This window comes from Aggregatibacter sp. HK296 (assembly GCF_980469475.1).
The window spans coordinates 1,261,272-1,286,954 of the sequence record NZ_OZ413142.1 but is presented as its reverse complement, the minus strand read 5'-3'; the positions used below and the strand labels follow the sequence as shown (position 1 = coordinate 1,286,954).

General features: G+C 42.6%; 22 protein-coding genes. 11 read left to right on the top strand and 11 right to left on the bottom strand.

Annotated elements, in window-relative coordinates:
* Positions 1–148 precede the first annotated feature (148 nt).
* Both AC30SH_RS06075 and AC30SH_RS06070 read right to left on the bottom strand, forming a co-directional pair.
* Positions 149–2,791, bottom strand: coding sequence for a PqiB family protein (locus AC30SH_RS06075; protein ID WP_212510536.1), 2,643 nt, complete (start codon positions 2,789–2,791; stop codon positions 149–151).
* Positions 2,757–4,037 carry a paraquat-inducible protein A gene (locus tag AC30SH_RS06070; RefSeq protein ID WP_212510537.1) on the bottom strand — a complete coding sequence of 427 codons (1,281 nt, stop codon included), beginning with the start codon at positions 4,035–4,037 and terminating at the stop codon, positions 2,757–2,759. The genes AC30SH_RS06075 and AC30SH_RS06070 overlap by 35 nt, the downstream gene beginning before the upstream one ends.
* Before the next feature lie 222 nt (positions 4,038–4,259).
* On the opposite strand from AC30SH_RS06070, the gene proQ reads away from it, so the two are divergent.
* From proQ to sucD, 9 genes are all read left to right on the top strand, one after another.
* Positions 4,260–4,868, top strand: a complete 609-nt coding sequence (gene proQ, locus AC30SH_RS06065) for an RNA chaperone ProQ (protein WP_006717539.1) — start codon at positions 4,260–4,262, stop codon at positions 4,866–4,868.
* Positions 4,869–4,940: 72 nt separating this feature from the next.
* Positions 4,941–6,998, top strand: coding sequence for a carboxy terminal-processing peptidase (gene prc, locus AC30SH_RS06060; protein WP_212510538.1), 2,058 nt, complete (start codon positions 4,941–4,943; stop codon positions 6,996–6,998).
* Positions 6,999–7,072: 74 nt separating this feature from the next.
* Positions 7,073–8,524, top strand: coding sequence for a L,D-transpeptidase family protein (locus AC30SH_RS06055; protein WP_212510539.1), 1,452 nt, complete (start codon positions 7,073–7,075; stop codon positions 8,522–8,524).
* Positions 8,525–8,591: 67 nt separating this feature from the next.
* Positions 8,592–9,152 carry a peptidoglycan L,D-endopeptidase MepK gene (mepK, locus tag AC30SH_RS06050; protein ID WP_212510540.1) on the top strand — a complete coding sequence of 187 codons (561 nt, stop codon included), beginning with the start codon at positions 8,592–8,594 and terminating at the stop codon, positions 9,150–9,152.
* A 69-nt stretch (positions 9,153–9,221) separates the two neighbouring features.
* The gene (locus tag AC30SH_RS06045; RefSeq protein WP_212510541.1) at positions 9,222–9,863 is read left to right on the top strand and encodes an MBL fold metallo-hydrolase; all 642 of its coding nucleotides are present in this window, start codon (positions 9,222–9,224) and stop codon (positions 9,861–9,863) included.
* 221 nt (positions 9,864–10,084) lie between these two features.
* Positions 10,085–12,889, top strand: a complete 2,805-nt coding sequence (sucA, locus tag AC30SH_RS06040) for a 2-oxoglutarate dehydrogenase E1 component (protein WP_212510542.1) — start codon at positions 10,085–10,087, stop codon at positions 12,887–12,889.
* 116 nt (positions 12,890–13,005) lie between these two features.
* A complete protein-coding gene (odhB, locus tag AC30SH_RS06035) occupies positions 13,006–14,211 on the top strand; it encodes a 2-oxoglutarate dehydrogenase complex dihydrolipoyllysine-residue succinyltransferase (protein ID WP_212510543.1) in 1,206 nt (401 codons plus the stop codon).
* Positions 14,212–14,297: 86 nt separating this feature from the next.
* On the top strand, positions 14,298–15,467 hold the full coding sequence (gene sucC, locus AC30SH_RS06030) for an ADP-forming succinate--CoA ligase subunit beta (protein ID WP_212510544.1): 1,170 nt from the start codon (positions 14,298–14,300) through the stop codon (positions 15,465–15,467).
* A gap of 11 nt (positions 15,468–15,478) precedes the next feature.
* Positions 15,479–16,351: a succinate--CoA ligase subunit alpha gene (gene sucD, locus AC30SH_RS06025; protein ID WP_109432890.1), complete on the top strand. Its 873-nt coding sequence runs from the start codon at positions 15,479–15,481 to the stop codon at positions 16,349–16,351.
* 80 nt (positions 16,352–16,431) lie between these two features.
* On the opposite strand, the gene prmB is transcribed toward sucD, so the two are convergent.
* Entirely contained in the window at positions 16,432–17,382 is a 951-nt protein-coding gene (prmB, locus tag AC30SH_RS06020; RefSeq protein WP_212510545.1) for a 50S ribosomal protein L3 N(5)-glutamine methyltransferase, read from the bottom strand.
* Positions 17,383–17,444: 62 nt separating this feature from the next.
* On the opposite strand from prmB, the gene smrB reads away from it, so the two are divergent.
* Positions 17,445–17,951, top strand: coding sequence for an endonuclease SmrB (gene smrB / locus AC30SH_RS06015; RefSeq protein ID WP_489582267.1), 507 nt, complete (start codon positions 17,445–17,447; stop codon positions 17,949–17,951).
* Here smrB and yccS read toward each other — a convergent pair.
* The 4 genes from yccS to AC30SH_RS05995 all read right to left on the bottom strand — a co-directional run bounded on the left by yccS (position 17,948) and on the right by AC30SH_RS05995 (position 21,775).
* Positions 17,948–20,089, bottom strand: coding sequence for a YccS family putative transporter (yccS, locus tag AC30SH_RS06010; protein WP_212510547.1), 2,142 nt, complete (start codon positions 20,087–20,089; stop codon positions 17,948–17,950). The two genes, smrB and yccS, sit on opposite strands and share 4 nt — an antisense overlap.
* A 15-nt stretch (positions 20,090–20,104) precedes the next feature.
* Complete coding sequence (locus AC30SH_RS06005) at positions 20,105–20,560, bottom strand: YccF domain-containing protein (RefSeq protein ID WP_212510548.1); 456 nt, start codon at positions 20,558–20,560, stop codon at positions 20,105–20,107.
* A gap of 8 nt (positions 20,561–20,568) precedes the next feature.
* On the bottom strand, positions 20,569–21,027 hold the full coding sequence (mgsA, locus tag AC30SH_RS06000; protein WP_021616599.1) for a methylglyoxal synthase: 459 nt from the start codon (positions 21,025–21,027) through the stop codon (positions 20,569–20,571).
* 73 nt (positions 21,028–21,100) lie between these two features.
* Complete coding sequence (locus AC30SH_RS05995) at positions 21,101–21,775, bottom strand: curli polymerization inhibitor CsgI-related protein (protein ID WP_212510549.1); 675 nt, start codon at positions 21,773–21,775, stop codon at positions 21,101–21,103.
* A gap of 156 nt (positions 21,776–21,931) precedes the next feature.
* On the opposite strand from AC30SH_RS05995, the gene AC30SH_RS05990 reads away from it, so the two are divergent.
* Complete coding sequence (locus AC30SH_RS05990; RefSeq protein ID WP_109432895.1) at positions 21,932–22,204, top strand: acylphosphatase; 273 nt, start codon at positions 21,932–21,934, stop codon at positions 22,202–22,204.
* Here AC30SH_RS05990 and AC30SH_RS05985 read toward each other — a convergent pair.
* The 4 genes from AC30SH_RS05985 to afeA are packed head-to-tail and all read right to left on the bottom strand — an operon-like array spanning position 22,179 to position 25,652.
* Positions 22,179–23,027 (bottom strand): metal ABC transporter permease, encoded by an 849-nt coding sequence (locus AC30SH_RS05985; protein WP_212510550.1) that lies wholly within the window; start codon positions 23,025–23,027, stop codon positions 22,179–22,181. The two genes, AC30SH_RS05990 and AC30SH_RS05985, sit on opposite strands and share 26 nt — an antisense overlap.
* Positions 23,024–23,881, bottom strand: coding sequence for a metal ABC transporter permease (locus AC30SH_RS05980; RefSeq protein WP_109859061.1), 858 nt, complete (start codon positions 23,879–23,881; stop codon positions 23,024–23,026). Before AC30SH_RS05980 ends, AC30SH_RS05985 begins: the two co-directional genes overlap by 4 nt.
* Complete coding sequence (gene afeB, locus AC30SH_RS05975; RefSeq protein WP_212510551.1) at positions 23,881–24,771, bottom strand: ironABC transporter ATP-binding protein AfeB; 891 nt, start codon at positions 24,769–24,771, stop codon at positions 23,881–23,883. Before afeB ends, AC30SH_RS05980 begins: the two co-directional genes overlap by 1 nt.
* A complete protein-coding gene (gene afeA / locus AC30SH_RS05970; protein ID WP_021616593.1) occupies positions 24,771–25,652 on the bottom strand; it encodes an iron ABC transporter substrate-binding protein AfeA in 882 nt (293 codons plus the stop codon). Before afeA ends, afeB begins: the two co-directional genes overlap by 1 nt.
* Positions 25,653–25,683 lie beyond the last annotated feature (31 nt).

The window sequence follows — 25,683 nt, the reverse complement described above, 5'->3', positions numbered from 1 at the left end:
AAATAATATCAGATGGAATAGTCACGCCACATCGCTGTTTGTGTCGGATGTGGCGCATTATAAGTGGTGTTTCTTAAGAAATTCTTAAAATATTAAATATTTTTATTCAATATTTAAAATAAAAAACGCTTGGAAAAATGACCGCACTTTAATGGCTTGGCGGCAATGCACCCTGATTCCATTTCTGGCTATCTTGCGGACGTTTTATTTGCAATAAGAAACGTTGATTCGCTTTCGCTGGTTCCTGAACGACTGTGCCGGATGGCGTAGAGAAAGAAATTCCTCCTTTGAGCAATTGCTGTACGCTGCCGGTGTTAAATTGTGCCCCAGACAAGCTCAGGTTGAAATCGTAGCCCGAAGCAATCCAGAATTCAGAGTTTTTGCGGACTAAATGTTGGTATTTTGACGCAATGACAATATGAATTAATACGCGATCGCCGAGGGAGTTTAGCTCTAAATTTTTAATTGTACCTACTTCTACACCACGATACATGATCGGCGAACCGGTAGTAATGTTTAACGCATCTGTCGTTTCTAAGACAAGCGGCAAGCCATTGGTGTATTTGATGTTATTGCTGATGGATTGGGTTAAGGTAAATTGGGTTTTCGTTTTGCCGGAACCAATCTCTACATCAATATACGGTTGTAATAGGCTGTCGATATTTTCAATACCACCCGCGGAAATTTGCGGTGAAATCACTTTGAAACGGGAGCCTTCTTTGGCAATTAATGCCATATAATTCGGATGAATCAACGCTTTGCTGATGATTTTATTATTTTTTTGATCTAATTGAACGCTGTCAATTTCGCCGATCGTTAAACCCAAATAACGTAGCGCCATGCCTTTACTTAAATTCGTCGCATCTTCTGCCGTGAGGATAATTTGTTGTCCGGCAGATTTTGCTCGAAGTTCATTCGGATAAAGGGTGCGATTATGTTTGCTACCACTGTTATCAAAACTGATTGCGCCTTTTAGTGAACGGGTAATCGGTGTTGCTTGAATGCTGATACCTTTCGGCGTAATGTCAATTTGCGCCGCACTTTCCACCCAGAACAGGCTTTTATCAGTTAATAAGTGTTGATATTTCGGATAAATAAATACATCAACTGCAAAGTTTTGCTGTTGTGGACGGATATCTAAAATTTTGCCCACTTCATATTGGCGATAAAGTACCAATGACCCTTTGTTAATACTTGGCAAATTGGACGTTGTCAGGGTGGTTGTCGGATTGGGGCTATTATCGGTAATACCGGCCTCTGCACTGGTTAAATCGCGATAAAGTACATAATTTTCTTTTGCTTTACTTTGTTCTTTGCCTGCAATAACTCGAATGCCGCCTTGTAACCATCGTTCTGGCGTGGCAGCTTCAAAGCGTAAGCCATCAACGCCAATACTCACATCAAAATTGGATGCGGCAACAAATAACGTATCACTGTGGATCAAATAGCGATAATCAGCGGCAACGGCAACTTTAAATTGCACCCCATCGGAAGCGACATGTTGCGCAACCACTTCACCAATTTGAATGTTGTTATAAATTAGTGGTTGTCCTTCGCTAATGCCGTAGGTTTCCGGTGCGCTCAAAGTGAGCACCAAGGTGTTCGGTTGTTTGAGCAGTAACTCACTTTCTTTAATTACATTAAAGACGGTTTGATTATCACCATCGCCCGGCAGAACTTCAAAATATTGACCGCGTAAAAGTTTTTGAATATCGGTTAAATCGCCTAAGCCACTTTTTTTCGCTCGCAATACAATGTGGGTATTAGTTTTAAATAAATTGGTTAGGTTCGGATCAATGAGCAATGTACCACTTAACATTTCATCGTTATTTTCTACCGCACTTAATTTGGATAGCACACCAATTTCCGTATTTTGGTAATACACTTGCGTTTTGCCTGCCTCTAAGCCGGCGACATTCGGAATATTCACGCTGATATTAATGCCGCGTTTTGCCGCTTGTAAATTGGAATAAAGCGTATAGGTTTCATTCATTTCCGCAATCGGGCTGTCGTGTGGTGAATCAAAAGCGGCAGCGCCTTGCACCACCGCATTCAGACTATCAACGTTCACATTTAAACCGGAAACACCGATGTTGGCATTAATGCCGCTGATGTTCCAAAAGTGGCTGTCTTTTTTCACAAATTTTGCATAAGGTTTGTCGATGACAATATCAATTTCGACTTTTTTACCGTCTTCGGTGAAATGGTAGTCATAAACTTTCCCCACGGGCATTTTTTTGTAATAAATTGAGGCACCAATGGAGATAGAACCCAGATCATCGGCGATTAAATGAATTAATAAATCACCAGGGTTTAATTGTGCAATCGGACCTTCTGTTTCTGCAATAAATTCGTTTTTGGCATCGCCATCACCCGGTTGTAATGTGATGTAGTTACCTGACACCAAGGCATCTAGCCCTGAAATCCCTGCCAAAGAAGCACTTGGTTTGACTAACCAGAATTTGGTGTTTTCACGCAGCACGCTTCTTGCTTCTGGGTAAATATTAGCCACCACATCGACTTTTTGTAGGTCATCGGTGAAATTCACTTTTTTTACAACACCGATCTGTAAACCTTGATAGCGGATTTGAGTTTTATCTGCGACTAAACCTTCACCATTTGCAAAAGTAATACGAACGCTAATGCCTTGTTCCTGAATTATTTGGAAGAACAAGATAGCGCCAATACAAAGCGCAATGAAAGGAAGAAGCCAAAAAGGCGAAATACGTCTATTTTGAGTGACGTTGGTATCGACTTCAGTGTGTGTTGTGTGTTTTGTGTTGTCTGTCATAAATTTCCCAAATTAAGCGGCTATCAAATTGTTCCGCCGCAATCATTGTTAAGAAAACTGAAGCGCCAAAATACAGCGCAGCAGTGCCTACAGAAAAATCAATAATTTGCCCTCTGGTTACTAAGGACATCATGAGTGCTAAAACGAATAAATCCAACATCGACCAGCGACCGACAAAATGGACCGCATGCAATAAACCCATTTGCCAGCGGATGGAATGTCTCAGCTTAAAATGTACACAAATCAGTAAATATAAAATAATCAATACCTTACTGACGGGGACGAAAATACTGGCGGTGAAAACGACAAAGGCAATGAAATAGCTTCCCATGTCAATAAAACTTAGCACGCCGGACATTAGCGTATCGGCACTTGGTGCTCCATTGACATAAATTACCGAGATGGGCAGCAGGTTTGCCGGAAAGAGCATGATAATACCGGCTAACAATAACGCCCAAGTCCGTTGTAATTTTATGGCAGAAGGAATATCAATTTGCGAATAACAACGGGGGCAAATTTCTTTGCCTTTATTATCCGTCAAGGGATTGAGGAAACTGTATTGGCAATAATGACAGTAGCGCAAATCCTCTGCTTTGGTGATGTCGTTGACCGCCTTACTTTGTGGGTAAAAATCATTCCACACTTCTGCCGGGTTAATTTTGATAAATAATAACGTGGTTAAAAGTGCAGTAAAAATAAAGGCGATTAAATAAATATCCAATTCTAACGTGGCGTATTCTTTTACTTTGAACATCGTCACCCCCAGCGCCACTAAATATACATCAAACATGACCCACGGTTTAATGTAGCCTAAGGAGATTAAAAGGTTGCGAGGTTTGGCTTTGACCATTTGCGCTAAGCGCAACAAAATGACTAAAAGCGCAAAGGCAATAGGCATAAAAACAGCACAAATAAAAATTAAAAATGCCGTATAAGAGAAGCCTTGTGTTGCCATTTTCCAAACCCCTTGCCATACCGAAGCATTAATTTTTTCACCGAGCAGGTGAATGCTCAACAGCGGGTAGGTGAGCGCAAAGGGCATGAGTATCAAAATTGAAAGGGCTATAATGGAACAGCGTTTAAGGCTCCAGCGGTTGGTTGAGTACAACACATTATGGCAGCGCGGACAGACAGCGCGTTGGCCTTTTTGTAAGGGCAGAATTTTGATCACGGCATTACAATCGCCGCAGCGGGCTATGCGGGAGTAATTTGCCTTGGTCAAATCGGTTTGTAACTTGCCTGTCATGAATTGTTATTCCTCATTAAAGAAACGCGTATTTTATACTGGTTCTTTTCTTTTGGCACGGATTTGCTGAAGATGGCATAAAAAAGTGCGGTCGTTTTTGCCGGCGTTTATGATTTCTCCACGCTAAAACTGATTATTCATTGTCATTTTTAGCCAAAGTGGCTAAAATGTGGCAAGTTTTTTCTATTCAAAATCTATATAGGATGTCTACAGGATTTCGTCATGACAGAAGTACAAAAATTAACTAATAATAAAGAAATAATTGCTTATTTGGCGGAAAAATTTCCGCTCTGTTTTTCTCTTGAGGGCGAAGCAAAACCATTAAAAATCGGTTTGTTCCAAGATTTAAGTGAAGCATTAAAAGATGATGAACGCGTAAGTAAAACACAATTACGTCATGCTTTACGTCAATATACGTCTAACTGGCGCTATTTACATGGTTGTAAAGTGGGTGCCGTGCGTGTGGATTTACAAGGTAATCCGGCTGGTGAATTAGAACAGGAACATGCGGATCATGCTGCTCAACAATTAGCGGAAGCTAAAGCATTGGTTGCACAAAAACGCGCAGCGGAAAAAGCCGCCAAGCCGGCAACGGAGAAAAAGCGCCCGGCGCGTCGTACTCCAAAACAGGGTGAAAAAATGGCACGTAAACCTAAATTAGCGCTGACCAGCGTAAACATGGCAGAGTTACAAGAAGGTCAGCTGGTGAAGGTCAAAGTGGGCGACAGAGCGCAAAATGCTAAAGTGTTGGAATTCTCCAACGAGGCCGCCCGCGTAGAATTAGATAACGGTTTGGTCGTAAACGTCACAGCAGATCGCTTATTTGCTTAAACCAACTTTTAATGAAGTTATCTGTGCAGATAACTTCATTTTGTTTTTGCCGTATATATTAGGAAAGTTTGAATGAAATTGAGTAAAACGAAAAATTATTTGACCGCACTTGTATTAGGAACGTTGTTTCTTAATGCGGGTGTTGTTGACGCGGTACAACCTAAGTTAAAGCCTTCAGATATTGTTGCACTGCAACCTTCTGAAGCGAATATGTTTGCCACGAAGCGGGCGACAACACGTTTGACGCAGTCTCATTATCGTAAATTTCAATTAGATGACGAATTCTCTGAGAAAATTTTTGACCGTTATCTCAAAGGGTTAGACTTTAACCGTAATACTTTTTTACAGTCGGATATTGATGATTTACGCGCAAAATATAGCAAAAAAATTGATGATGAATTGAATGCAGGCAACTTGGATATTGCGTTTAATATCTATGATTTAATGATGAAACGTCGTTATGAGCGTTATCGTTACGCATTGTCTTTGTTGGATAAAGAACCTGCTTTAAATGACGATACGCAAATTGAAATTGATCGTGAAAAAGCCGCATGGCCTAAAACGGAAGCGGAAGCCGATAAATTATGGGAAGCCCGTGTTAAAAATGACATCATCAATTTGAAATTAAAAGACAAAAAATGGCCTGAAATTAAAGAGAAATTAGTTAAACGCTATAACTTGGCCATTCGTCGATTGACTCAAACCAAAGCGGATGATGTGGTACAAACCTACTTAAACGCATTTGCCCGTGAAATCGACCCACATACCAGTTATTTAGCGCCTCGTACGGCAAAAAGCTTCAATGAAAGTATGAATCTTTCTTTGGAAGGTATTGGCGCTACGTTACAGTCTGAAGACGATGAAACCAGCATTAAATCGTTAGTGCCTGGCGCGCCGGCAGAACGTAGCAAAAAACTTAAAGCTGGCGATAAAATTATTGGTGTAGGCCAAGAAAAAGGTGAAATTGAAGATGTAGTCGGTTGGCGCTTAGAGGACATTGTTGACAAGATCAAAGGTAAAAAAGGGTCTAAAGTTCGTTTGGAAGTTGAATCGGCTAAAGGTGGCAAGTCTCGTATTGTTACCTTGGTACGTGACAAAATTCGTATTGAAGACCAAGCAGCAAAATTAACGATTGAGAAAATGGATGGCGTTGATGTTGCTGTGATTAAGATTCCTAGTTTTTACTTGGGATTAACAGAAGATGTCAAAAAATTACTTAACGACATAAAAGCGAAAAAAGCGTCTGCATTAATTGTTGATCTTCGTGAAAATGGCGGTGGTGCTTTAACAGAAGCTGTTGGTTTAACCGGTTTATTTATTAGTGATGGCCCGGTTGTTCAGGTTCGTGATGCTTATCAACGCATTCGTGTACATGAAGATCCGGATAATGCGCAGCAATATACCGGTCCGTTATTGGTGATGATCAACCGTTTTAGTGCATCAGCCTCTGAAATTTTTGCAGCAGCAATCCAAGACTATAACCGTGGCGTTGTTATCGGGCAAAATTCTTATGGAAAAGGTACCGTTCAACAAAGTCGTTCCTTGAATTTTGTTTATGATTTGGATCAAACGCCACTGGGTTTATTGCAATATACGATTCAAAAATTCTATCGTATCAATGGCGGTAGTACACAGCTGAAAGGTGTTGCGCCGGATATTCAATTCCCAGATGTCATTGATAGTAAAGAATACGGTGAAGAAAAAGAAGATAATGCGTTGCCATGGGATAAAATTCCGTCAGTGAATTATTCTGAGGTGAGCGAAGCACGCGAACCAGTCTCTGAATTGGTGCAAAAACATAATGACCGAATGGCGAAAAATCCGGAATTTATTGCACTTAACGAAGATTTAAAAGTGCGTAATGAACGTCGTGAACGTAAGTTCTTGTCGTTAAATTATCAAAAACGCAAAGCGGAAAATGATAAAGATGACGAGAAACGTTTGAAAGACATTAATGAGCGTTTCAAACGTGAAGGTAAAAAGCCATTGAAAGATATTGATGATTTGCCGAAAGATTATGAAGCGCCGGATTTCTTCTTGAAAGAGGCAGCTGCAATTGCGGCAGATATGGTTAAATTTGAGCAGAAAAAGGCTGAAATAAAACAGGCTGATAAGTCTGCAAATCAATAAATCTCTTGTTTTTGGATCGCACTTTTCTAAGTGCGGTCGTTTTTAAGAAAGTTTATAAAAATTAAGGTAAGTTGATGAATACTCGAACGTTTAAAGTAGTTACTCTCGCGATGATAAGCGCGCTTTATGTGGGGAATGTCGCTGCAGAAGAATTACAGCAAAGTGATTTAACTCTCGCCACACAGCAGTTGGAGCTCGAAAATAAGGTCGAGGAAGCGCGTTTAGCGGCAGAGAAAAAACGCTTGGCGCTTGAGGCTGAAAAACTTTTCTCTGAGCGTTTTGGTGATATCTCTCTTCAATTTAAACCTTTAATTGCCAAAATTTATGTTGAGAATCATTTTTCTCCAATTTGGACAGATAATCAGGCCAAGCAGCAATTTTTACACGATTATGCCTTAGCTATTGCCGGGGGAATTTCAAAACGCTCAGCAAATGCTTTAAATGCGATCCATGAAGCCGCTGGAAAAGGCGAGTTAATTGAAGATGTTCTGTTAACCGATGCATTTTTAGATTATTTGTTTTATGCCACCAATGTAGCGAAATCCGCACAAAAATGGTTATATGCAGGCAATAGCTATAAAGCCGGTCAGTTAAGTGATGAGCAAGTGTCTGCATGGTTAAGTGCGGTCAAAAATAATGATAATTTTACTTTTGTGAAAAATCTTTCCGGCGAAAATGCGCTCTTTAAGCAAACATCGGCGCGCGTTGCTCATGTGATTGAAGCGGGTGTTGATCAGCATAATGTGGTTGAATTGCATCGTTTGGCGATTAATGCTCAACGTTTACGCATTTTACCGGCTTTCCAAGATGGTATTTTCGTGAATATTCCAAGTTACGAACTCAATTATTATCGCGATGGACAAGTGGTTTTAAGTTCCCGTGTGATTGTTGGGCAATCCAGCCGTAAAACACCAGTGATGTCTAGTCGTTTGAGTAATGTGGTAGTGAACCCGCCTTGGAATGCGCCAACCCGTTTGATTAACGAAGACATTATTCCCAAAGTACGTAAAGATCCGAGTTATATTTATCGCCATGGCTATACGATTATTGATGGTAGTGGCAATACTATCGATCCTTATACTATCGATTGGGAAAATATGTCGGCGAAAAGATTCCCATATCGTTTACGCCAAGCTCCAAGTGATAACAGTGCATTAGGGAACTATAAATTCAACATGCCGAGTTCTGAGGCGATTTATTTGCACGATACACCGAAACGTAATTTATTTGGCAATAAAAACCGTGCGTTAAGTTCTGGTTGTGTCCGTGTGGAAAAATCCGATCAGTTGGCCACTATTCTATTGAAAGAAGCGGGTTGGACAGATGAAAGAAAACAAAATGTGCTGAAAAGTAAAAAAACAACCTCAGCGGGTATTAAATCCGACAATCCGGTCTTTTTATATTATATCACTGCATGGGTGGATAAAGATCAAGTTCACACTTTGCCGGATATTTACGGTTATGACAAAACGCCTGATTTAAGTTATATTAATTGGGATATTTTAAAACACTATATTCAACGTTAATCCGTGGGATTTAGCTTGGTAACTTTAATCAAGTAAACGGATTGCGATCATATTTAGGAAATACATAATGAGTCATATTAACCATAGTCGACGTAAATGGTTATCGCTAGGGGGAATTGTATTAGGCGCTTCGCTTTTACCGAATACGGTTTTAGCGGCTGTATCAACGCCAAAACCACGCCTACTAAGTTTTCGTAACATTAATACCGGTGAGAAACTGAGTGCAGAATTTGCGCTTGGACGTGGTTTCAGTAACGCCACGTTGCGATTGTTAGACCACCTTCTACGTGATAAGCGTACCAATCAGGTTCATCAAATGGATCCAAATCTGTTCACTAAATTTTATCAGGTACAGCAGAATCTTGGTTTACGTAACACGGAAATTCAAATTATTTGTGGCTATCGTTCTGCTGCCAGCAATGCGGCAATGCATCGTCGTAGCCGTGGAGTAGCAAGTAATAGCTACCATATTCGTGGACAAGCCATTGATTTTCGCATTGATGGTGTTCCGTTAGCGAAAGTACGTGATGCGGTTGATGCGCTACAAAATGGTGGTGTCGGTTTTTATCCGCACAGTAATTTTGTGCACATGGATACCGGCCCGGTGCGTACTTGGCGCGGTAGTTAGTAAAAAACATCTGAAATTTAGACCGCACTTTTGTGCGGTTTTTTTACCGAAAAATATGGCGAGTATCGTATGAACATTGAAATTATTCCTGTAACGGCATTTCAACAAAATTGTTCTTTAATTTGGGACGATGAAAAAAAAGCGGCAATTATCGACCCGGGTGGAGAAGCGGAAAAACTGATTAAACGGATTGAAGAACTTGGGCTGAATTTACAAGTGATTTTATTAACTCACGGCCATTTAGACCATTTGGGGGCGGCAGAAAAATTAAAACAGCATTTTAATGTCCAAATTTGGGGTTCTAATTCGCAAGATGATTATTGGTTTAAAAACTTGCCACAACAGTCAGAAAAATTTGGCATGCTGTTTGAGGTGTCTGCTTTTGAACCGGATCGTTGGTTAGATCAGGATGGTGAAACGCTCAATATCGGTGATTTCACGTTTGAGGTTTTACACTTGCCGGGACATACGCCAGGGCATATCGGTTTTATAGAACATCAAAAACGTATTGCTTTTACCGGTGATGTGTTGTTCAAAAATGGCATTGGACGAACAGATTTCCCTGGGGGCAACTATGAGGCAATTCTGGCGTCGATTCGTAATAAATTATACCCTTTGGGAGATGATATGATTGTTGTACCCGGGCATGGGCCTTATACCACTATTGGTGAAGAAAAACGAACCAACCCTTATGTCAAAGCGAGCGAGTAAATTACCTCATTAATTTTTTAGAAAGTGCGGTGAGAAATAAAAATATTTTCACTGCTCTTTTTTTACACAAAAGTTAATTTTTTGTAAAAATTCAAACCTAGATCACAGTATCAAATGAATGCTTTTGGCATAATGCGAGCATTCAAAGCGCAGAAAATTCTTCTGTATTTTATTTACCGTTACGTTGTTTGTTAGCGTATTTAAATCTTAAGGTGGTATGTATGCAGCATTCTTTACATGAATGGCTCTCCTCCAGTGCATTAGGTGGGGCAAATCAGTCTTATATTGAGGATCTTTATGAAAGTTATCTTGAGGATCCGAACAGTGTGGATGCCAGTTGGCAGGAAATTTTTAAAACGCTGCCAAAATCCACCGCACTTGAGCAACCCCATTCAACGGTGCGCGATTATTTTCGCCGTTTAGCGCGAGAAAATCATGGACAGAGCGTGACCGTGATTGATCCGGAAGCGAGCGCCAAATTAGTCAAAGTTTTACAATTCATTAACGCATACCGTTCTCGTGGTTACATTGAAGCCACACTCGACCCTCTCAATTATTATCGTTGGAAAACTTCCTCGGTGCCTGAATTAGATTATCACCAACATGGATTAACCGACGCTGATCTGGACGAAAGTTTCAATATCGACTATGCCGTTTATGGCAAAGAAAGCATGAAGCTCCGTGATTTAGCCCGCGATTTGAAAGCCACTTATTGTGGTAATATCGGGCTTGAGTTTATGCACATTCATGATATGGAACAGCGTAATTGGTTGCAAAGCAAACAAGAAAAATGGATTCAACAACCGCTTTTCACTAAAGACGAAAAAATCAATTTGCTGAAAGAATTAACGGCAGCGGATGGCTTAGAACGTTATTTAGGGGCGAAATTCCCGGGTGCGAAACGTTTTTCTTTGGAAGGAAGCGATGCGTTTATTCCGATGATGAAAGAGATCATCCGTCATGCTAGCCGTAATGGGATGGACGATGTGGTCTTGGGCATGGCGCACCGTGGTCGTTTAAATATGTTAGTCAACGTGTTTGGTAAACGCCCAAGCGACTTATTTGATGAGTTTGCCGGTAAACATGCGGAAGATAATCGCACCGGTGACGTGAAATATCACCAAGGTTTCTCCTCTGATTTTGCTGTGGATGATAAAAAAGTACATCTGACACTTGCCTTTAACCCGTCTCACTTGGAAATTGTGAGCCCGGTTGTGATTGGTTCTGTCCGCGCAAGACAAACCCGTAAACAAGACACCGAACATAATAAAGTGTTGGCGGTAACGGTGCACGGTGACTCCGCGGTTACCGGTCAAGGTATCGTGCAAGAAACCTTAAACATGTCCAATGCGCGTGGTTATAAAGTGGGCGGCACGATTCGTATTGTGATCAATAACCAAATTGGTTTTACCACCTCTAACCCGACGGACACCCGTTCTACCGAATTTTGTACCGACATCGCGAAAATGATTCAAGCGCCGATTATTCACGTGAACGGCGATGACCCAGAAGCGGTTGCTTTTGCTGCCCGTATGGCGGTGGAATATCGCGCGGTCTTTAAACGGGATATTTTCATTGATTTGATTTCCTACCGTCGTCATGGTCATAACGAAGCAGACGAGCCATTGGCGACTCAGCCGATGATGTACGGCATTATCAAAAAACATCCAACACCACCGAAGGTGTATGCCAATCGTTTAATTCAAGAAGGCGTGATTACAGAAGAAGATGCCACTGAAATTTCCAATTTATACCGTGATGCCTTGGATAACGGCGAATGTGTCGTGCCGGAATGGCGCCCTATGGATATGGCAAAAGTGGACTGGTTGCAGTATCTCAACTATGACTGGACGGCGCCGTATGAAAGTAAATTCCCGGAAGAGCGGTTTAAAACCTTAGCAAAACGTGTCTCTCACTATCCGGATTACGTGCAACCGCATCCTCGTGTTGAAAAAATCTATGCCGACCGCCAAGAAATGGGTCGAGGCGAAAAATTATTGGACTGGGGGATGGCGGAAACCATGGCGTACGCCACCTTATTGGATGAAGGCATTCATGTGCGTTTATCCGGTGAAGATGCCGGTCGTGGTACGTTCTTCCATCGTCATGCCGTCGTACATAATCAAAAAGACGGTACCGGCTATGTGCCATTAACCCAATTACACGCCAATCAAGGTCGCTTTGAAGTATGGGATTCCGTTTTAACCGAAGAAGGGGTGCTTGCCTTTGAATACGGCTATGCCACCACGGATCCGAAAACCTTAACCATTTGGGAAGCGCAGTTTGGTGATTTCGCCAACGGGGCGCAAATCGTGATTGACCAATTCATCAGCTCCGGCGAGCAAAAATGGGGTAGAATGTGTGGCTTAGTGATGTTGCTACCACACGGTTACGAAGGACAAGGCCCGGAACACTCATCTGCCCGTTTGGAGCGTTATTTGCAGCTTTGTGCAGAACAAAATATGCAAGTTTGTGTGCCTTCAACGCCGGCGCAGGTGTATCACATGTTACGTCGCCAAGCGATTCGTAAAATGCGCCGTCCGTTAATTGGTATTTCACCGAAATCCTTGTTACGTCATCCGTTAGCGGTGTCCAGTATGGATGAATTGCTTAACGGCACATTCCAAACGGTCATTGGTGAAATTGACAACCTTGATCCGAAAAATGTGAAACGTGTGGTGATGTGTGCCGGTAAAGTATATTACGATTTATTGGAGCAACGCCGTAAAAATGAACAGGATAACGTGGCTATCATTCGTATTGAGCAACTTTATCCGTTCCCGCATGACGATGTGAAAGCCGCTTTAGCACCTTATTCACATGTAACGGATTTTGTATGGTGTCAAGAAGAGCCCCTGAACCAAGGGGCTTGGTATTGCAGTAAACATAACTTTGAGGCAGTGATTCCGGACAATGCCAAATTGTCTTATGCCGGCCGCCCGGCTTCTGCTTCACCGGCGGTAGGTTATTTGTCATTGCATGCCAAACAGCAAAAACAATTGGTGGAAGATGCATTGACGCTTTAATCCGTTAAAGTGCGGTGTATTTTTCGCTTGTTTTAAAAACACCTTGAAAAACGACCGCACTTTATGCTTAACAACATTGATACTTAGCTAAATGAATAGAAAAAAGGAATGAAATTATGACTATTGAAATTCTTGTCCCGGATTTGCCTGAGTCAGTTGCTGATGCAACAGTCGCCACTTGGCATAAAAAAGCAGGCGATGCGGTGAAACGCGATGAAGTAATTGTGGAAATTGAAACAGATAAAGTGGTGCTTGAAGTGCCGGCTCAAGCAGACGGCGTGATCAGTGAAATTGTACAGGATGAAGGCGCCACAGTCGTGAGCAAGCAGTTGTTGGGTAAATTGGAAGCTTCCGCAACAGCCGCTGCAGCAGCCATGGAAAAAACGGCAGAACCGACACCAGCGGATCGTCGTACCGAAGTGCCGGATGAGCCTCATACCACGGATGCGTTAAGTCCGGGAGTTCGTCGTTTATTGGCGGAACATGATATTCAAGCATCTGACGTGAAAGGCACTGGCGTGGGCGGTCGTATTACCCGCGAAGACGTCGAAGCGGTTATCGCAAAACGTGCAGCTGCGCCTAAACCGGCAGAAACGACCGTCAGCACGATGGCATATTCCGCACGCAGTGAAAAACGCGTGCCGATGACCCGTTTACGTAAACGAATTGCCGAACGTTTGTTGGAAGCCAAAAATAATACAGCGATGTTAACCACATTCAATGAAGTGGATATGCAACCGATCATGAATTTGCGTAAACAATACGGCGAAAAATTTGAAAAACAACACGGCGTACGTTTAGGTTTTATGTCTTTCTACATCAAAGCGGTGGTAGAAGCCTTAAAACGTTATCCGGAAGTGAATGCCTCCATTGACGGTGACGATGTGGTTTATCACAATTATTTTGACGTGAGCATAGCGGTTTCCACGCCACGTGGTTTGGTGACCCCGGTATTGCGTGATTGCGACAACCTTTCTATGGCAGACATTGAAAAATCGATTAAAGCCTTAGCGGAAAAAGGACGTGATGGTAAGTTGACTGTGGAAGATTTAACCGGCGGTAACTTTACGATTACTAACGGTGGTGTGTTTGGTTCTTTGATGTCCACTCCAATTATCAACCCACCGCAAAGCGCGATTTTGGGTATGCACGCCATTAAAGAGCGTCCGGTTGCTGTGGATGGTCAAGTGGTGATTCGTCCAATGATGTATTTGGCATTAAGTTATGACCACCGTTTAATTGATGGCCGTGAGTCTGTCGGTTTCTTGGTCACCGTGAAAGAATTGTTGGAAGACCCAACAAGATTATTGCTAGAAATCTAAAGAAAGAAGAACCGCGTGTGCGTAAGGCAGGCGGTTCTTTGTTTCAACAGACAATAAAAATTAGGGCATTTAACAGAGGATTTTCTATGAATCTACATGAATATCAAAGTAAGCAAGTTTTTGCCGAATACAAATTGCCGGTGGGCAAAGGCATTGCCTGTAAAACCGCAGATGAAGCGGCAGAGGCGATTAAACAGTTAGACGGTGATGCTTGGGTGGCGAAATGTCAAGTGCATGCCGGTGGACGCGGTAAAGCGGGTGGCGTGAAACTTGTACGCAACGAAGCGGAAGTCAGAGAGTTTGCGAATAAATGGTTAGGGCAACGTTTGGTCACTTTCCAAACGGATGCCAATGGTCAGCCGGTAAACACGATTTATGTAGAAGAAGGCTCACAAATTGAACGTGAATTGTATCTAGGCGCGGTACTCGATCGTGCTTCTCAACGTGTGGTGTTCATGGTGTCCACTGAGGGGGGGATGAATATCGAAGAAGTCGCGGCAAAAACACCGCACTTATTACACAAAATGGCGATTGATCCGCTTACCGGTGGTATGCCATATCAAGGGCGTGAGCTGGCGTTTAAATTAGGTTTAAAAGGCGATCAAGTGAAACAATTTGCTCATATTTTTACCCAAATGGCAAAAATGTTCGTAGAAAGAGATTTGTCTCTATTAGAAGTGAACCCACTGGTGGTTACAAAAGAGGGGAACCTCCTTTGTTTAGATGCCAAAATCGTGGTGGATGGCAATGCGCTATATCGTCAACCGGCTTTAGCCGCAATGCAAGATCCAAGCCAAGAAGACCCGCGCGAAGCCTTAGCGGAAAGTTTCCAACTTAACTATGTGGCATTAGACGGCAATATCGGTTGCATGGTGAACGGCGCAGGGCTTGCCATGGGTACTATGGATATTGTGAAGTTACACGGCGGTCAACCGGCGAACTTCTTGGACGTGGGCGGCGGTGCAACCAAAGAACGCGTTGCAGAAGCGTTTAAAATTATTCTTTCCGATAAAAATGTAAAAGCGGTACTCGTCAATATTTTTGGTGGCATTGTACGCTGCGATCTGATTGCTGAAGGGATTGTGGCGGCTGTGAACGAAGTGGGTGTCAACGTGCCGGTGGTGGTGCGTTTAGAAGGTAATAATGCCCCGTTAGGCCGTGAAATTTTAGCGAAGAGCGGTTTGAATATTATTGCTGCCCAAACGTTGACTGATGCGGCGGTAGAATCGGTGAAAGCGGCAAAGGCTAACGCATAAGGAGCAATAGTATGTCAATTTTAATTAATAAAGATACGAAAGTAATTTGCCAAGGTTTCACCGGCGGTCAAGGTACATTCCACTCCGAACAAGCATTAGCTTATGGCACTAAACTGGTGGGAGGCGTTTCACCAAATAAAGGTGGCACGACCCATTTAGGATTGCCTGTGTTTGACACCGTACGCGATGCAGTCGAGGCAACCGGTGCCACAGCAACGGTGATTTATGTGCCGGCGCCGGGCTGTAAAGATGCGATTTTAGAGGCGATTGATGCTGGGATTAAATTGATTATTTGTATCACCGAAGGCATCCCAACCTTGGATATGCTGGTGGTGAAACAACGTTTGAACCAAACAGGTGTGCGCATGATTGGGCCAAACTGTCCGGGCGTGATTACACCGGAAGAATGCAAAATCGGTATCATGCCGGGCAACATTCATAAAAAAGGGAAAATCGGTATTGTTTCTCGCTCAGGTACGTTGACCTATGAAGCCGTGAAACAAACCACGGACGAAGGTTTTGGTCAATCGACTTGCGTGGGTATCGGCGGCGATCCAATCCCAGGCTCCAACTTTGTGGATATTTTGAAATTATTCCAAGAAGATCCGCAAACGGAAGCGATTGTCATGATCGGCGAAATTGGCGGTTCCGCGGAGGAAGAAGCGGCAGCGTTCATTAAAGAACATGTGACCAAACCGGTGGTGAGCTACATTGCCGGCGTGACAGCGCCGAAAGGCAAACGCATGGGGCATGCCGGTGCCATTATCAGTGGCGGAAAAGGGACTGCTGATGAAAAATTTGCGGCACTGGAAGCTGCCGGTGTGAAAACCGTGAGAAGTTTGGCAGAAATCGGTTCAGCGTTAAGAGAAATGTTGAATAAATAATTGCCTTGAATGAAAAAAGTGCGGTTGGTTTTAAAAACGTTTTTAAAATCGACCGCACTTTTTCTTTTTATTATTTCCGTTTATTGAAACGCATGTTGATGTTCAATTAATTGCGCTTTGGTTAAGGCGAATACACCCACACCGCCATTGGCGAGTTCAAGCCAGTTGAACGGCACTTGTGGGAATTGTTCTATTAAATGCACCATGCTGTTACCCACTTCACACACCAATACGCCATCATCCGCTAAGTAATTTGGTGCTAGGCGCAGGATTTCTTTGGTGATAGTTAACCCATCATTGCCGGAGCCGAGAGCCATTTCCGGTTCGTAGTGAAATTCCTCCGGCATATCGGAGAGATCTTCTAGATCTACATAAGGAGGGTTAGTGACAATGAGATCATACTGTTCTTCCAATAAACGGGAGAATAAATCCGACTGAATCGGGAAGACGCGGTGAGTTAATTTGTGGCGTTCAATGTTGATTTCGGCAACATTTAATGCATCAAAAGAGAGATCAACCGCATCCACATCGGCTTCAGGGAAGCGCTCCGCACAGGCGATCGCAATACAGCCGCTGCCGGTACACATATCTAAAATACGTTGCGGTTCACGTGTTAATAAGCCGGCGAATCCTTGTTCAATCAAGGCACTGATGGGAGAGCGAGGAACAATCACGCGTTCATCCACATAAAACTCTAAGCCGCAGAACCAAGCACGGTGAATTAAGTAAGCAACAGGAATGCGTTTTTCAATGCGGATGATGACCAAACGGATGATTTCAAGCTTTTCTGCCGTAGTGAGACGGGTGTCATACAATTCACTTGGGAAATCAGCTGGGAGGTGCAAGGTAGCTAAGACCAATTGTTGTGCTTCATCCCAAGCATTGTCATAGCCGTGTCCGTAGTAAATGTCGGCACGATTGAAGGTGCTGTAGCACCAACGTAGGAAATCTTTGATCGTGTGCAGTTCTTCTTGCACGTTGGCGGAATAAATATCGTCAATAAGTTCCTGATTAAAGGTAATTTGGTTCATGATTTGCTCGTATCAATGTTAAAATTACGCGTAGTTATACCATATTTGAGATAGGAAACGAAATGTTAGATGAGGAAGCAATTTCCCTGTTTCGTGCTGAAATGAGAGGCGTGAAACCGTTAAAACAGGATACTTTTGTGGCTGCTAGGTCCCATAAAAAGAAAATGCAATCCACGATAAAGGAACAGCGTGAACAACAAGACACGTTATTTTATTTTTCTGATGAATATGAGCCGTTGTTAAATGAGGAAAGTGCGGTCAAATATTTGCGTGAAAATGAAGATTCTCATTTGCTGAAACAATTACGGCGTGGAGATTTTTCACCGGAGATTTTTTTGGATTTGCATGGCTTAACGCGTGAACAGGCAAAATTAGAGCTGGCGGCATTAATTCAAACCTGCGAGAAAGAACATCTTTATTGTGCCAGTGTGATGACAGGTTATGGCACTTATACGTTAAAACGCCAAATTCCCCGTTGGTTAGTGCAGCATCCGAAAGTACGAGCATTGCACCAAGCCCCAAAGGAATGGGGCGGTGAAGCAGCCATTTTGATCCTGATTGATGTTTAACAACATTTATGAACGGCATGGTAAAGCGGCGGTAAAATTTGGTTGATCATGCTAAGTTGCTGCATTGGAATGTGTCCTTGCAGCTGTGCCGCTTTATGATTTTTTTCTAAATGGCTTTGTGCCTGTTTTAAACTCACTTCAATGTTATTTTGTAATTTCTCGAAAACCATCGGTGTAAGCTGTTCAATATGCTCTAAAATGTAAATAATTTTCTTCGCTGCCGGATAAAATTCCGCCAAGAAAAAAGTGCTTTGTTGCATTTGTTTCATTTTACTGCGGTAAGCTCCTAGCGTAGAAATGTAACTCAGTAGAGAATAGTTAATTTTTAAAAGCTCGAATCCAGCCTGTAAATATGCCTGATATTTTTTCGGCTCATGGTTCATATTGGAAATGGTGGCGCTTAATGCCGAAGCATATTCATGGGCATAGCGACGGGCAATGCGGTATTTCAAGTTATCGCCTTTGCCAAACTGTAATTGACTGATGATATACAACAAATATTTCGCATCGCTTTTGATTGCCTGACGGCTGACTTTATCCAACTGCAAATACTTCCAATCCGGCCATAAGTAAGACACGGCAAACCAAGAAATGGTCGCGCCGATCAGGGTGTCAATGACGCGAGAATAAAGCGCTTGTTCCACATTAAAGCCCATCACATCAAAGCTGAAAATCACCTGTAAGGTAATGAAGAAGGTGGAAAAGCTGTAATTATTGGTACGGAAAAAGAAAAACAGGGTGCTAGTGAGAACGATTAAGCCTAATTGTAATTCCAGTGTCGGATTCGCATAAGGCAGAAGCGAGGCGATAATCACACCGAGAATGGTGCCGACAATTCGCTGTTTTAGACGCAGTTTGGTGGCCGTGTAATTAGGCTGACAAACAAAAACAGCGGTTAATAAAACCCAATAAGCCCGATCTAACGGCAAAAACTCGCCGATAGTACAGCAAATAAACACCACAATCGACAAACGTACCGCATGGCGAAAGAGTTGCGAATTGAAATTAAAGTGGCTACGCAGGGCAAGTAGGATATTGTTTAAACCGGTAATTTGCTCCGTATAAATTTGAGCCGTATCGGTTTGTTCCAACTCATTCACTTCTTGATCAATATGGCGTAATTGATAGTCAACGCTTTTTAAATTATCCAGTAAGGTTTGGAGATTGATAAGATTTTCGGTTTCTTCAATATGGCCATTACTATAAAGCTCGAACGATTGATTTAGCCCGTTAATGGCTTTTTCTAAACGCAGGTCATAACGGTAGGTTTTATTTTGTTGCAAACTTAGCGCAATATCACGGCAAGCTTGGGCTTGGAGTTCCAGTAAGCGTTGAATACGAAAAATTAAATCAGTATTTTTTAAGTGTTCCGCAAGGGTTTGGTAGTCAAAATGATTGGAACTAATGCGCTCATGAATATCTTGCGCAGAAAAATAATAACGAATCATTTTAGTTGTGCGGCTGTGGCGGTGTTGTCCTCGGATACGATAAAACAGCGCCGTTCTCGTCTCATTAAACGCACTTATCAGTTCACTATTTTTCATTGCCATGGCGATATGCTTATTTTCAATTTGCTCAATATCGTCAGGATCAAAAAAAGTGGCTTTCGCATCAAGGTAATTGGCAAGCGCTAGAAAGGATCTGGCAACACTTTCCTGCACAGGGCGATTCGGAAAAAATAAATGCACGCATAATGTGGTGATACTGTAAAGCAAGGTGCCGCAAAGAATCATCAGAGGGTTCATATACCACACGGTTTCCGGCAAATAAGTCAGTGTGGTGTATAGCGCCACAACCAACGTACCGAACGCGATGGTGCTATAACGTTGTCCGATTGCCCCAATCATGGTGAAAACAAAGGTCATCGCCGTCATCAACACCATAAATTGGAAATTATGGTTGATGCTCAGTTGCACACTGATCGTAGAAACAGAAAATGCGAGCAGCGTATAAAGCACATTCTTGATTCGGCCGGTTAATCGGTTATCTAAATCCACCAAACCGCCGGCAATAATGCCTAATACCAACGGCATACTTTGCTCGGAAATATCAAAATACCAAATGGCAATCACCGCCAAATTGACGGCAATAAAAATCGGAATGGAGGCAATCACTTTTGCATTAAACCAGTGATTCATGCGAAATCCTTAAGACTACTTATAAAAACGATCGTATTGCGTTGCGTGTTGTTGACGAATTAAATCCACCATTGCTTTAGGAACAACCCGTTGCCCCACCGGAAATAACGCAATTCTGGCGATATGGAAATTTGCCAAGCCGGTTGGGATACCGATGATAGTTAGACATTGAGAAATGCCACAAAAAACATGAGCAAGAAACAACCACCAACCGAAAAGGATAAACCAGACGACATTGAGCACTGATCCGAGGGAATTTCCCACCGCACTTTTAGGTTCCAAATACTTCACATGAATTAAATCGTTGCCGAAGGGAACCAATGACATTTTACAAATTTCCCAACAGCTACGCGTATAAGGCAATGTGACGATCAATACGGCACTCATGAGGGTGGCGAATAACCACCCTAACGTTGTTACGAAGCCACCAAGGACAAAATTGAGAATATTAAGAATCAAGCTCCAATTCATAGCAATGTCTATTTTAAGCGTTCGTTTAAATAACCTTGATAGTCCGGAATACGAATATCGCAGGTATCATTAAAAAATGGCGAAGAAATCAGAAAATCGGCACTTGCCATATTCATAGCAACCGGAATATTCCAAACGGTGGCAATGCGCATTAACGCTTTGACATCCGGATCATGTGGCACAGCATTCATCGGATCCCAAAAGAAAATCATTAAATCAATTTTATTTTCAGCAATTAAGCCACCGAGTTGTTGATCGCCGCCCATAGGGCCACTGAGTAAGCTATTCACAATTAAACCGGTTTCACGATGAATGAGACTCCCTGTGGTGCCGGTGCCATACAGGGTATGATGGGCTAATAAAGTGCGGTGGGTTTTACACCAGTTTATCAAATCCGCTTTACAGTGGTCATGCGCCACTAAGGCAATGTGTTTATTCGCCGACAATGTGCGATAGGTCGTTTGCATAAGTGCTCCTAAAATAAAAAGTGAGCGAACAAGCTCACTTTTCGGACATCAATGAATGAGAAGAAATCACCGATTATTTTTGTTTTTTCGCCCAATCAATAAAACGTGCTTGGGTTTCTTTATCGGCTTGTTGATACCAATATTGCAACATTTGCTCTGCCACATTTTCACCTTGTAATGTCACCTTGCCTTTGTTGACTTTACCGGTTGCAGCAGGACCGCCAACGACTACCGCTGTTGCAGCTGAGGTGGTGATTGTTGCTAAAGAAGGTAAAGAGGCCGGTGCGCCAGACGCGTTGTATTCGTTTAAGTCTTTGATAAGGTTCATGCCCGGGAATAAACCTTCTTGTTTTAAATATTCTTGTTTATTTTCTACGTTGTTACCGGATTGGGTTTTTACGGTAATGACAGGAGATTGTTTGAAGTTACTTACATCACGTTCATTTTGTAAACGTGGGGCTGAAATTACGATATCTTCATTTGAACCTTGGAATGTCACAACAATCGGATCTGATTCGAATAAGGAGCGATCGGAACCCACTTGAGTAATTTCGGATACACGAACCACAACTTGGTGTTTTTGTGTATCGTTGATATTAAATGCGTTAGTTTCTTTCAATAAAGATTTGTTTGCTTTTTGACCGTCAATGGCTAAAAAATCAATATTAGATGAGCTGGTTACCATGCCGGCAAAGCTCGCCGTACTGGCTAAAAGTGTTGCAGTTAAGACAGCAAAACGAAATTTCATATTTACTCCTGTTTTGAAGGACATTCATTAAAATTAGATGACACTTTATGGAATAAAGCGTAGTTTGTATGCTATTCCAAATTGGGAAAAATGAAAATAGAAAATTGTATTTAAGCGCTAGTTTTTTGTTTTTATTCAATTTTAAGAGGAAATTGTATGGTCAAAAAACGTTTTTGTGTTCACGGTTATGTGCAAGGCGTTGGGTTTCGTTATTTTACGTGGAAGCAAGCGCTGAAAATCGGCGTAACGGGATTTGTACGTAACCTTGCCGACGGCACCGTGGAAGTGATCGCCGTCGGTTCGGAAAGTCAAATTGAAGCGTTAGATGCTTGGTTACAAGAGGGGCCTCGCACTGCCATCGTGGACGATGTATTTGTAGAAGATTATCTTGGCGACAAAGAATTTACGGCGTTTCAAGTGCTACACTGAAACGCAGTTTGATTTTGCTATAAATAAGTGCGGTTAAAAATACCGCCGCTTGTAACAAAATAATGCAAGAGCCTGTGGCGCCATCAATGTGGTAGCTAATAATCGTTCCGAAGATACTGGTGCTGATAGATGTTGCCAAGGCAATGACAATCATATGATCAAAGCGCTTGCTTAAAATAAACGCGGTAATACCCGGTGAAATAAGCATCGCAACGACTAAGATTACGCCTACCACTTGCATGGCACTGACGATGGTTAACGCGAGAAGAATCAGTAAACTGTAATGCAAGAGTCGAGGCGATAAGCCAACGATTTTGGCTTGCGTAGCATCAAAACAATAAAGTAAAAAATCTTTTCGACGTAAAAAAACAACCAAAAAAACGACCGCACTGATGACTAGCGTTTGCAACATTTCTGCATCGCTCACGCCAAGCAAATTACCAAATAAAATATGGGTTAAATGTTGATCCGTTTCAATTTTGCTAAACAAGACAATCCCGAGCGCAAACATCCCTGAAAAGACAATGCCCATGGCGGTATCTTCTTTAATACGACTGTTTTCTTTTAAATATCCCACACAGACAGAACAGAGCAATCCGGCGACAAAGGCACCGATGGTTAAAGGCAAACTTAACCAGAAAGCCACCACAATGCCCGGCAGAACAGCATGAGAAATTGCATCCCCCATCAACGACCAACCTTTCAACACTAAATAGCAGGAGAGCATGGCGCAAATAACGGAGACCAATAGCGCCGTGATCAACGCATTTTGCATAAAGGGATACGCGAAAGGCTCGGTGAGCCATTGATAAATAGCATTCATTGTTGCACCTCTTCTTTCGTGATTGGTTTACGCTGGCGGATTAAGCCGTATTTTGGCGAGAAAATAAAAGCCAATAGGAAAAGTGCGGTCTGAATACAAACAATAATGCCACCCGTTGCGCCATCTAAGAAATAACTGATATACACGCCAATCGCACTGGAAAGAATGCCTAGAATAACGGCGATCATGGCAAGGGTTTTAAAACGATCGGTAAGTAAATAGGCAGTAGCGCCCGGTGTGATTACCATGGCGATAACTAAAATCGCACCGACGGTTTGTAATGCGGCGACGACACATGCGCTGAGTAGCGTAAAAAACAGCACTTTGTAATAAATTGGTGTGAGTCCTACGGAAGTGGCATGAACTTCATCAAAGAAAATTAATAACAGATCCTTCCAGAAAATGAGTAATAAAATTAGACTGATGCCAATGATGATTGCCACTTGAAGAATATCTTCATCTGCAATGCCCAAGATGTTACCTAACACAATATCTTGCACATTGACAGAAGTCGGATTGAGGGAAATGATCAACAAACCAAGCGCAAAAAAAGTGGTAAAAATGAAGCCGATAACTGCATCTTCCCGCAGTTTGGTAATGGATTTCACCCATAAAATAGACACGGCGGCTAAGATACCGGAAAAGAAAGCGCCGAGTGCATAAGGCAGGGAAAGCGCATAAGCGATGGCAACACCGGGAACAACCGAGTGGGAAAGGGCATCCCCAATGAGAGACCAACCTTTTAGCATTAAATAAGCTGATAAGAAAGCACAAACGCCACCGACGGCAGAACTGAGCAAGATGGCTTTCACCATATAATCATAGGAAAAAGGTTCCAGTAAGAGCGCTAGCATTAGGGTTTTTCCTCTGATTTGCACTGTCTCACAATTGGTGCCGGAGGATCGACTTTGGTTTTACCATAAAACACCGCCGCCCGTTCATCATCGGTAAGTACGGTGACTGCGCGCGGATCTTCATCATCGTGTAGGTCTGTACCGAGCAATTTAATGTGACGCAATACGCCACCAAAGGCGAGTTCTAAGTTATGTTGGTTGAAGGTGGTTTCTGTTGAACCCGTCGCAATGACAGTGCGATTAATCATTACCACCTGATCACAGAAATCCGGTACCGCCCCCAAGTTGTGGGTAGAAACCAAAATGAGATGACCTTCGCTACGTAATTGCCCAAGTAAATCGACAATGGCATTTTCTGTTTGCACATCAACGCCGGTAAAAGGTTCATCCAGTAAAATAATCTTACTTTGTTGCGCAAGCGCACGAGCTAAAAATACGCGCTTTTTCTGTCCACCGGAAAGCTCACCAATTTGACGGTGGGCAAGGTGCTCAATGTTCACCCGTTGCATGGCTTCTTGCACTTTTTGCTTATCTGTTTCACTTGGGCGGCGTAAGAAATTCATGTAGCCGTAGCGTCCCATGAGCACCACATCATAAACAGACACCGGGAATTGCCAGTCAACTTCTTCCGACTGGGGAACATAAGAGACCAAGTTTTGTTTTAATGCCTGTTTAATTGGCAAATGACACAACGTAATATTGCCTCGTTGTGGATGAATTAATCCCATGAGACTTTTAAACAAGGTCGATTTTCCGCTACCATTGACGCCCACGAGGGCACAGGTGGTGCCTCCTTCCAAGTGAAAGGAGACATTATGGATGGCGGTATGGCCGTTGTTATAGCGGACTGTAACGTCTTCAACACAAATCGAGGCAATATTCGATGACATTATTTTTCAAATCCTTTTACGATAGTGGACACGGTGGTATTTAACAAATCGACATAAGTCGGCACCGGGCCATTTTTATTGGAAAGCGAATCTACATAAAGCACACCACCGTATTTCGCGCCACTTTCTTTTGCCACTTGTTTTGCCGGTTTCGGTGAAATGGTACTTTCACTGAAAACGACCGGAATCTTATTGGCTTTTACGGTTTCAATCACTTTGCGAACCTGTTGTGGCGTACCTTGTTGTTCTGCGTTAATCGGCCATAAATAGGCTTCTTTAAAACCATAGTCACGAGTGAGATAGCTGAAAGCGCCTTCACTGGTGACCAACCAACGTTGAGCTTCCGGCACTTGTGCTAATTTTTCGCGAAGCGGTTTATCCAACGCTTTGATTTTTTGTGCATAAAGTGCGGCGTTTTTTTCATACGTTTCTTTATTTTGTGGATCGTATTTTACCAACGCATTTTTAATGTTCTCAATATAAATCAATGCATTGGAAGGGGACATCCAGGCGTGCGGATTTGGGTTGCCGGTATAAGGACCTTCATTAATAGACATTGGCTCGATACCCTCAGTTACAACAACCGCCGGTTTATCTTTCACGTTTTGGAAGAATTTTTCAAACCAACGTTCAAGGTTTAAACCGTTCCATAATACGAGGTCGGCAGATTGGGCTTTCACGATGTCTTTTGGGGTTGGCTCATAATCGTGAATTTCTGCTCCCGGTTTGGTGATTGATTCCACGGTAGCCGCATCACCGGCGATATTTTGCGCCATATCTTGAATGATGGTGAAGGTGGTAACAACTTTAAATTTTGCATAAGCGAAGCTGCTGCCTAAACTTAGTGCAAGCACACTGATTAATGTCGCGAATAAACGCATGTTTTTCTCCTTTGAAAAGTTTTAGTAAAAA

Excerpts from the sequence above, each read along its gene's own strand:
- yccS (WP_212510547.1), bottom strand. The coding sequence starts at position 20,089 with ATGAATCACTGGTTTAATGCAAAAGTGATTGCCTCCATTCCGATTTTT.
- AC30SH_RS05990 (WP_109432895.1), top strand. The coding sequence starts at position 21,932 with ATGGTCAAAAAACGTTTTTGTGTTCACGGTTATGTGCAAGGCGTTGGG.
- prc (WP_212510538.1), top strand. The coding sequence starts at position 4,941 with ATGAAATTGAGTAAAACGAAAAATTATTTGACCGCACTTGTATTAGGA.
- AC30SH_RS05985 (WP_212510550.1), bottom strand. The coding sequence starts at position 23,027 with ATGAATGCTATTTATCAATGGCTCACCGAGCCTTTCGCGTATCCCTTT.
- smrB (WP_489582267.1), top strand. The coding sequence starts at position 17,445 with ATGTTAGATGAGGAAGCAATTTCCCTGTTTCGTGCTGAAATGAGAGGC.
- mgsA (WP_021616599.1), bottom strand. The coding sequence starts at position 21,027 with ATGCAAACGACCTATCGCACATTGTCGGCGAATAAACACATTGCCTTA.
- AC30SH_RS06055 (WP_212510539.1), top strand. The coding sequence starts at position 7,073 with ATGAATACTCGAACGTTTAAAGTAGTTACTCTCGCGATGATAAGCGCG.
- proQ (WP_006717539.1), top strand. The coding sequence starts at position 4,260 with ATGACAGAAGTACAAAAATTAACTAATAATAAAGAAATAATTGCTTAT.
- AC30SH_RS06070 (WP_212510537.1), bottom strand. The coding sequence starts at position 4,037 with ATGACAGGCAAGTTACAAACCGATTTGACCAAGGCAAATTACTCCCGC.
- AC30SH_RS06005 (WP_212510548.1), bottom strand. The coding sequence starts at position 20,560 with ATGAATTGGAGCTTGATTCTTAATATTCTCAATTTTGTCCTTGGTGGC.
- sucA (WP_212510542.1), top strand. The coding sequence starts at position 10,085 with ATGCAGCATTCTTTACATGAATGGCTCTCCTCCAGTGCATTAGGTGGG.
- afeB (WP_212510551.1), bottom strand. The coding sequence starts at position 24,771 with ATGTCATCGAATATTGCCTCGATTTGTGTTGAAGACGTTACAGTCCGC.
- prmB (WP_212510545.1), bottom strand. The coding sequence starts at position 17,382 with ATGAACCAAATTACCTTTAATCAGGAACTTATTGACGATATTTATTCC.
- odhB (WP_212510543.1), top strand. The coding sequence starts at position 13,006 with ATGACTATTGAAATTCTTGTCCCGGATTTGCCTGAGTCAGTTGCTGAT.
- AC30SH_RS05995 (WP_212510549.1), bottom strand. The coding sequence starts at position 21,775 with ATGAAATTTCGTTTTGCTGTCTTAACTGCAACACTTTTAGCCAGTACG.
- sucD (WP_109432890.1), top strand. The coding sequence starts at position 15,479 with ATGTCAATTTTAATTAATAAAGATACGAAAGTAATTTGCCAAGGTTTC.
- AC30SH_RS06045 (WP_212510541.1), top strand. The coding sequence starts at position 9,222 with ATGAACATTGAAATTATTCCTGTAACGGCATTTCAACAAAATTGTTCT.
- afeA (WP_021616593.1), bottom strand. The coding sequence starts at position 25,652 with ATGCGTTTATTCGCGACATTAATCAGTGTGCTTGCACTAAGTTTAGGC.
- AC30SH_RS05980 (WP_109859061.1), bottom strand. The coding sequence starts at position 23,881 with ATGCTAGCGCTCTTACTGGAACCTTTTTCCTATGATTATATGGTGAAA.
- mepK (WP_212510540.1), top strand. The coding sequence starts at position 8,592 with ATGAGTCATATTAACCATAGTCGACGTAAATGGTTATCGCTAGGGGGA.
- sucC (WP_212510544.1), top strand. The coding sequence starts at position 14,298 with ATGAATCTACATGAATATCAAAGTAAGCAAGTTTTTGCCGAATACAAA.
- AC30SH_RS06075 (WP_212510536.1), bottom strand. The coding sequence starts at position 2,791 with ATGACAGACAACACAAAACACACAACACACACTGAAGTCGATACCAAC.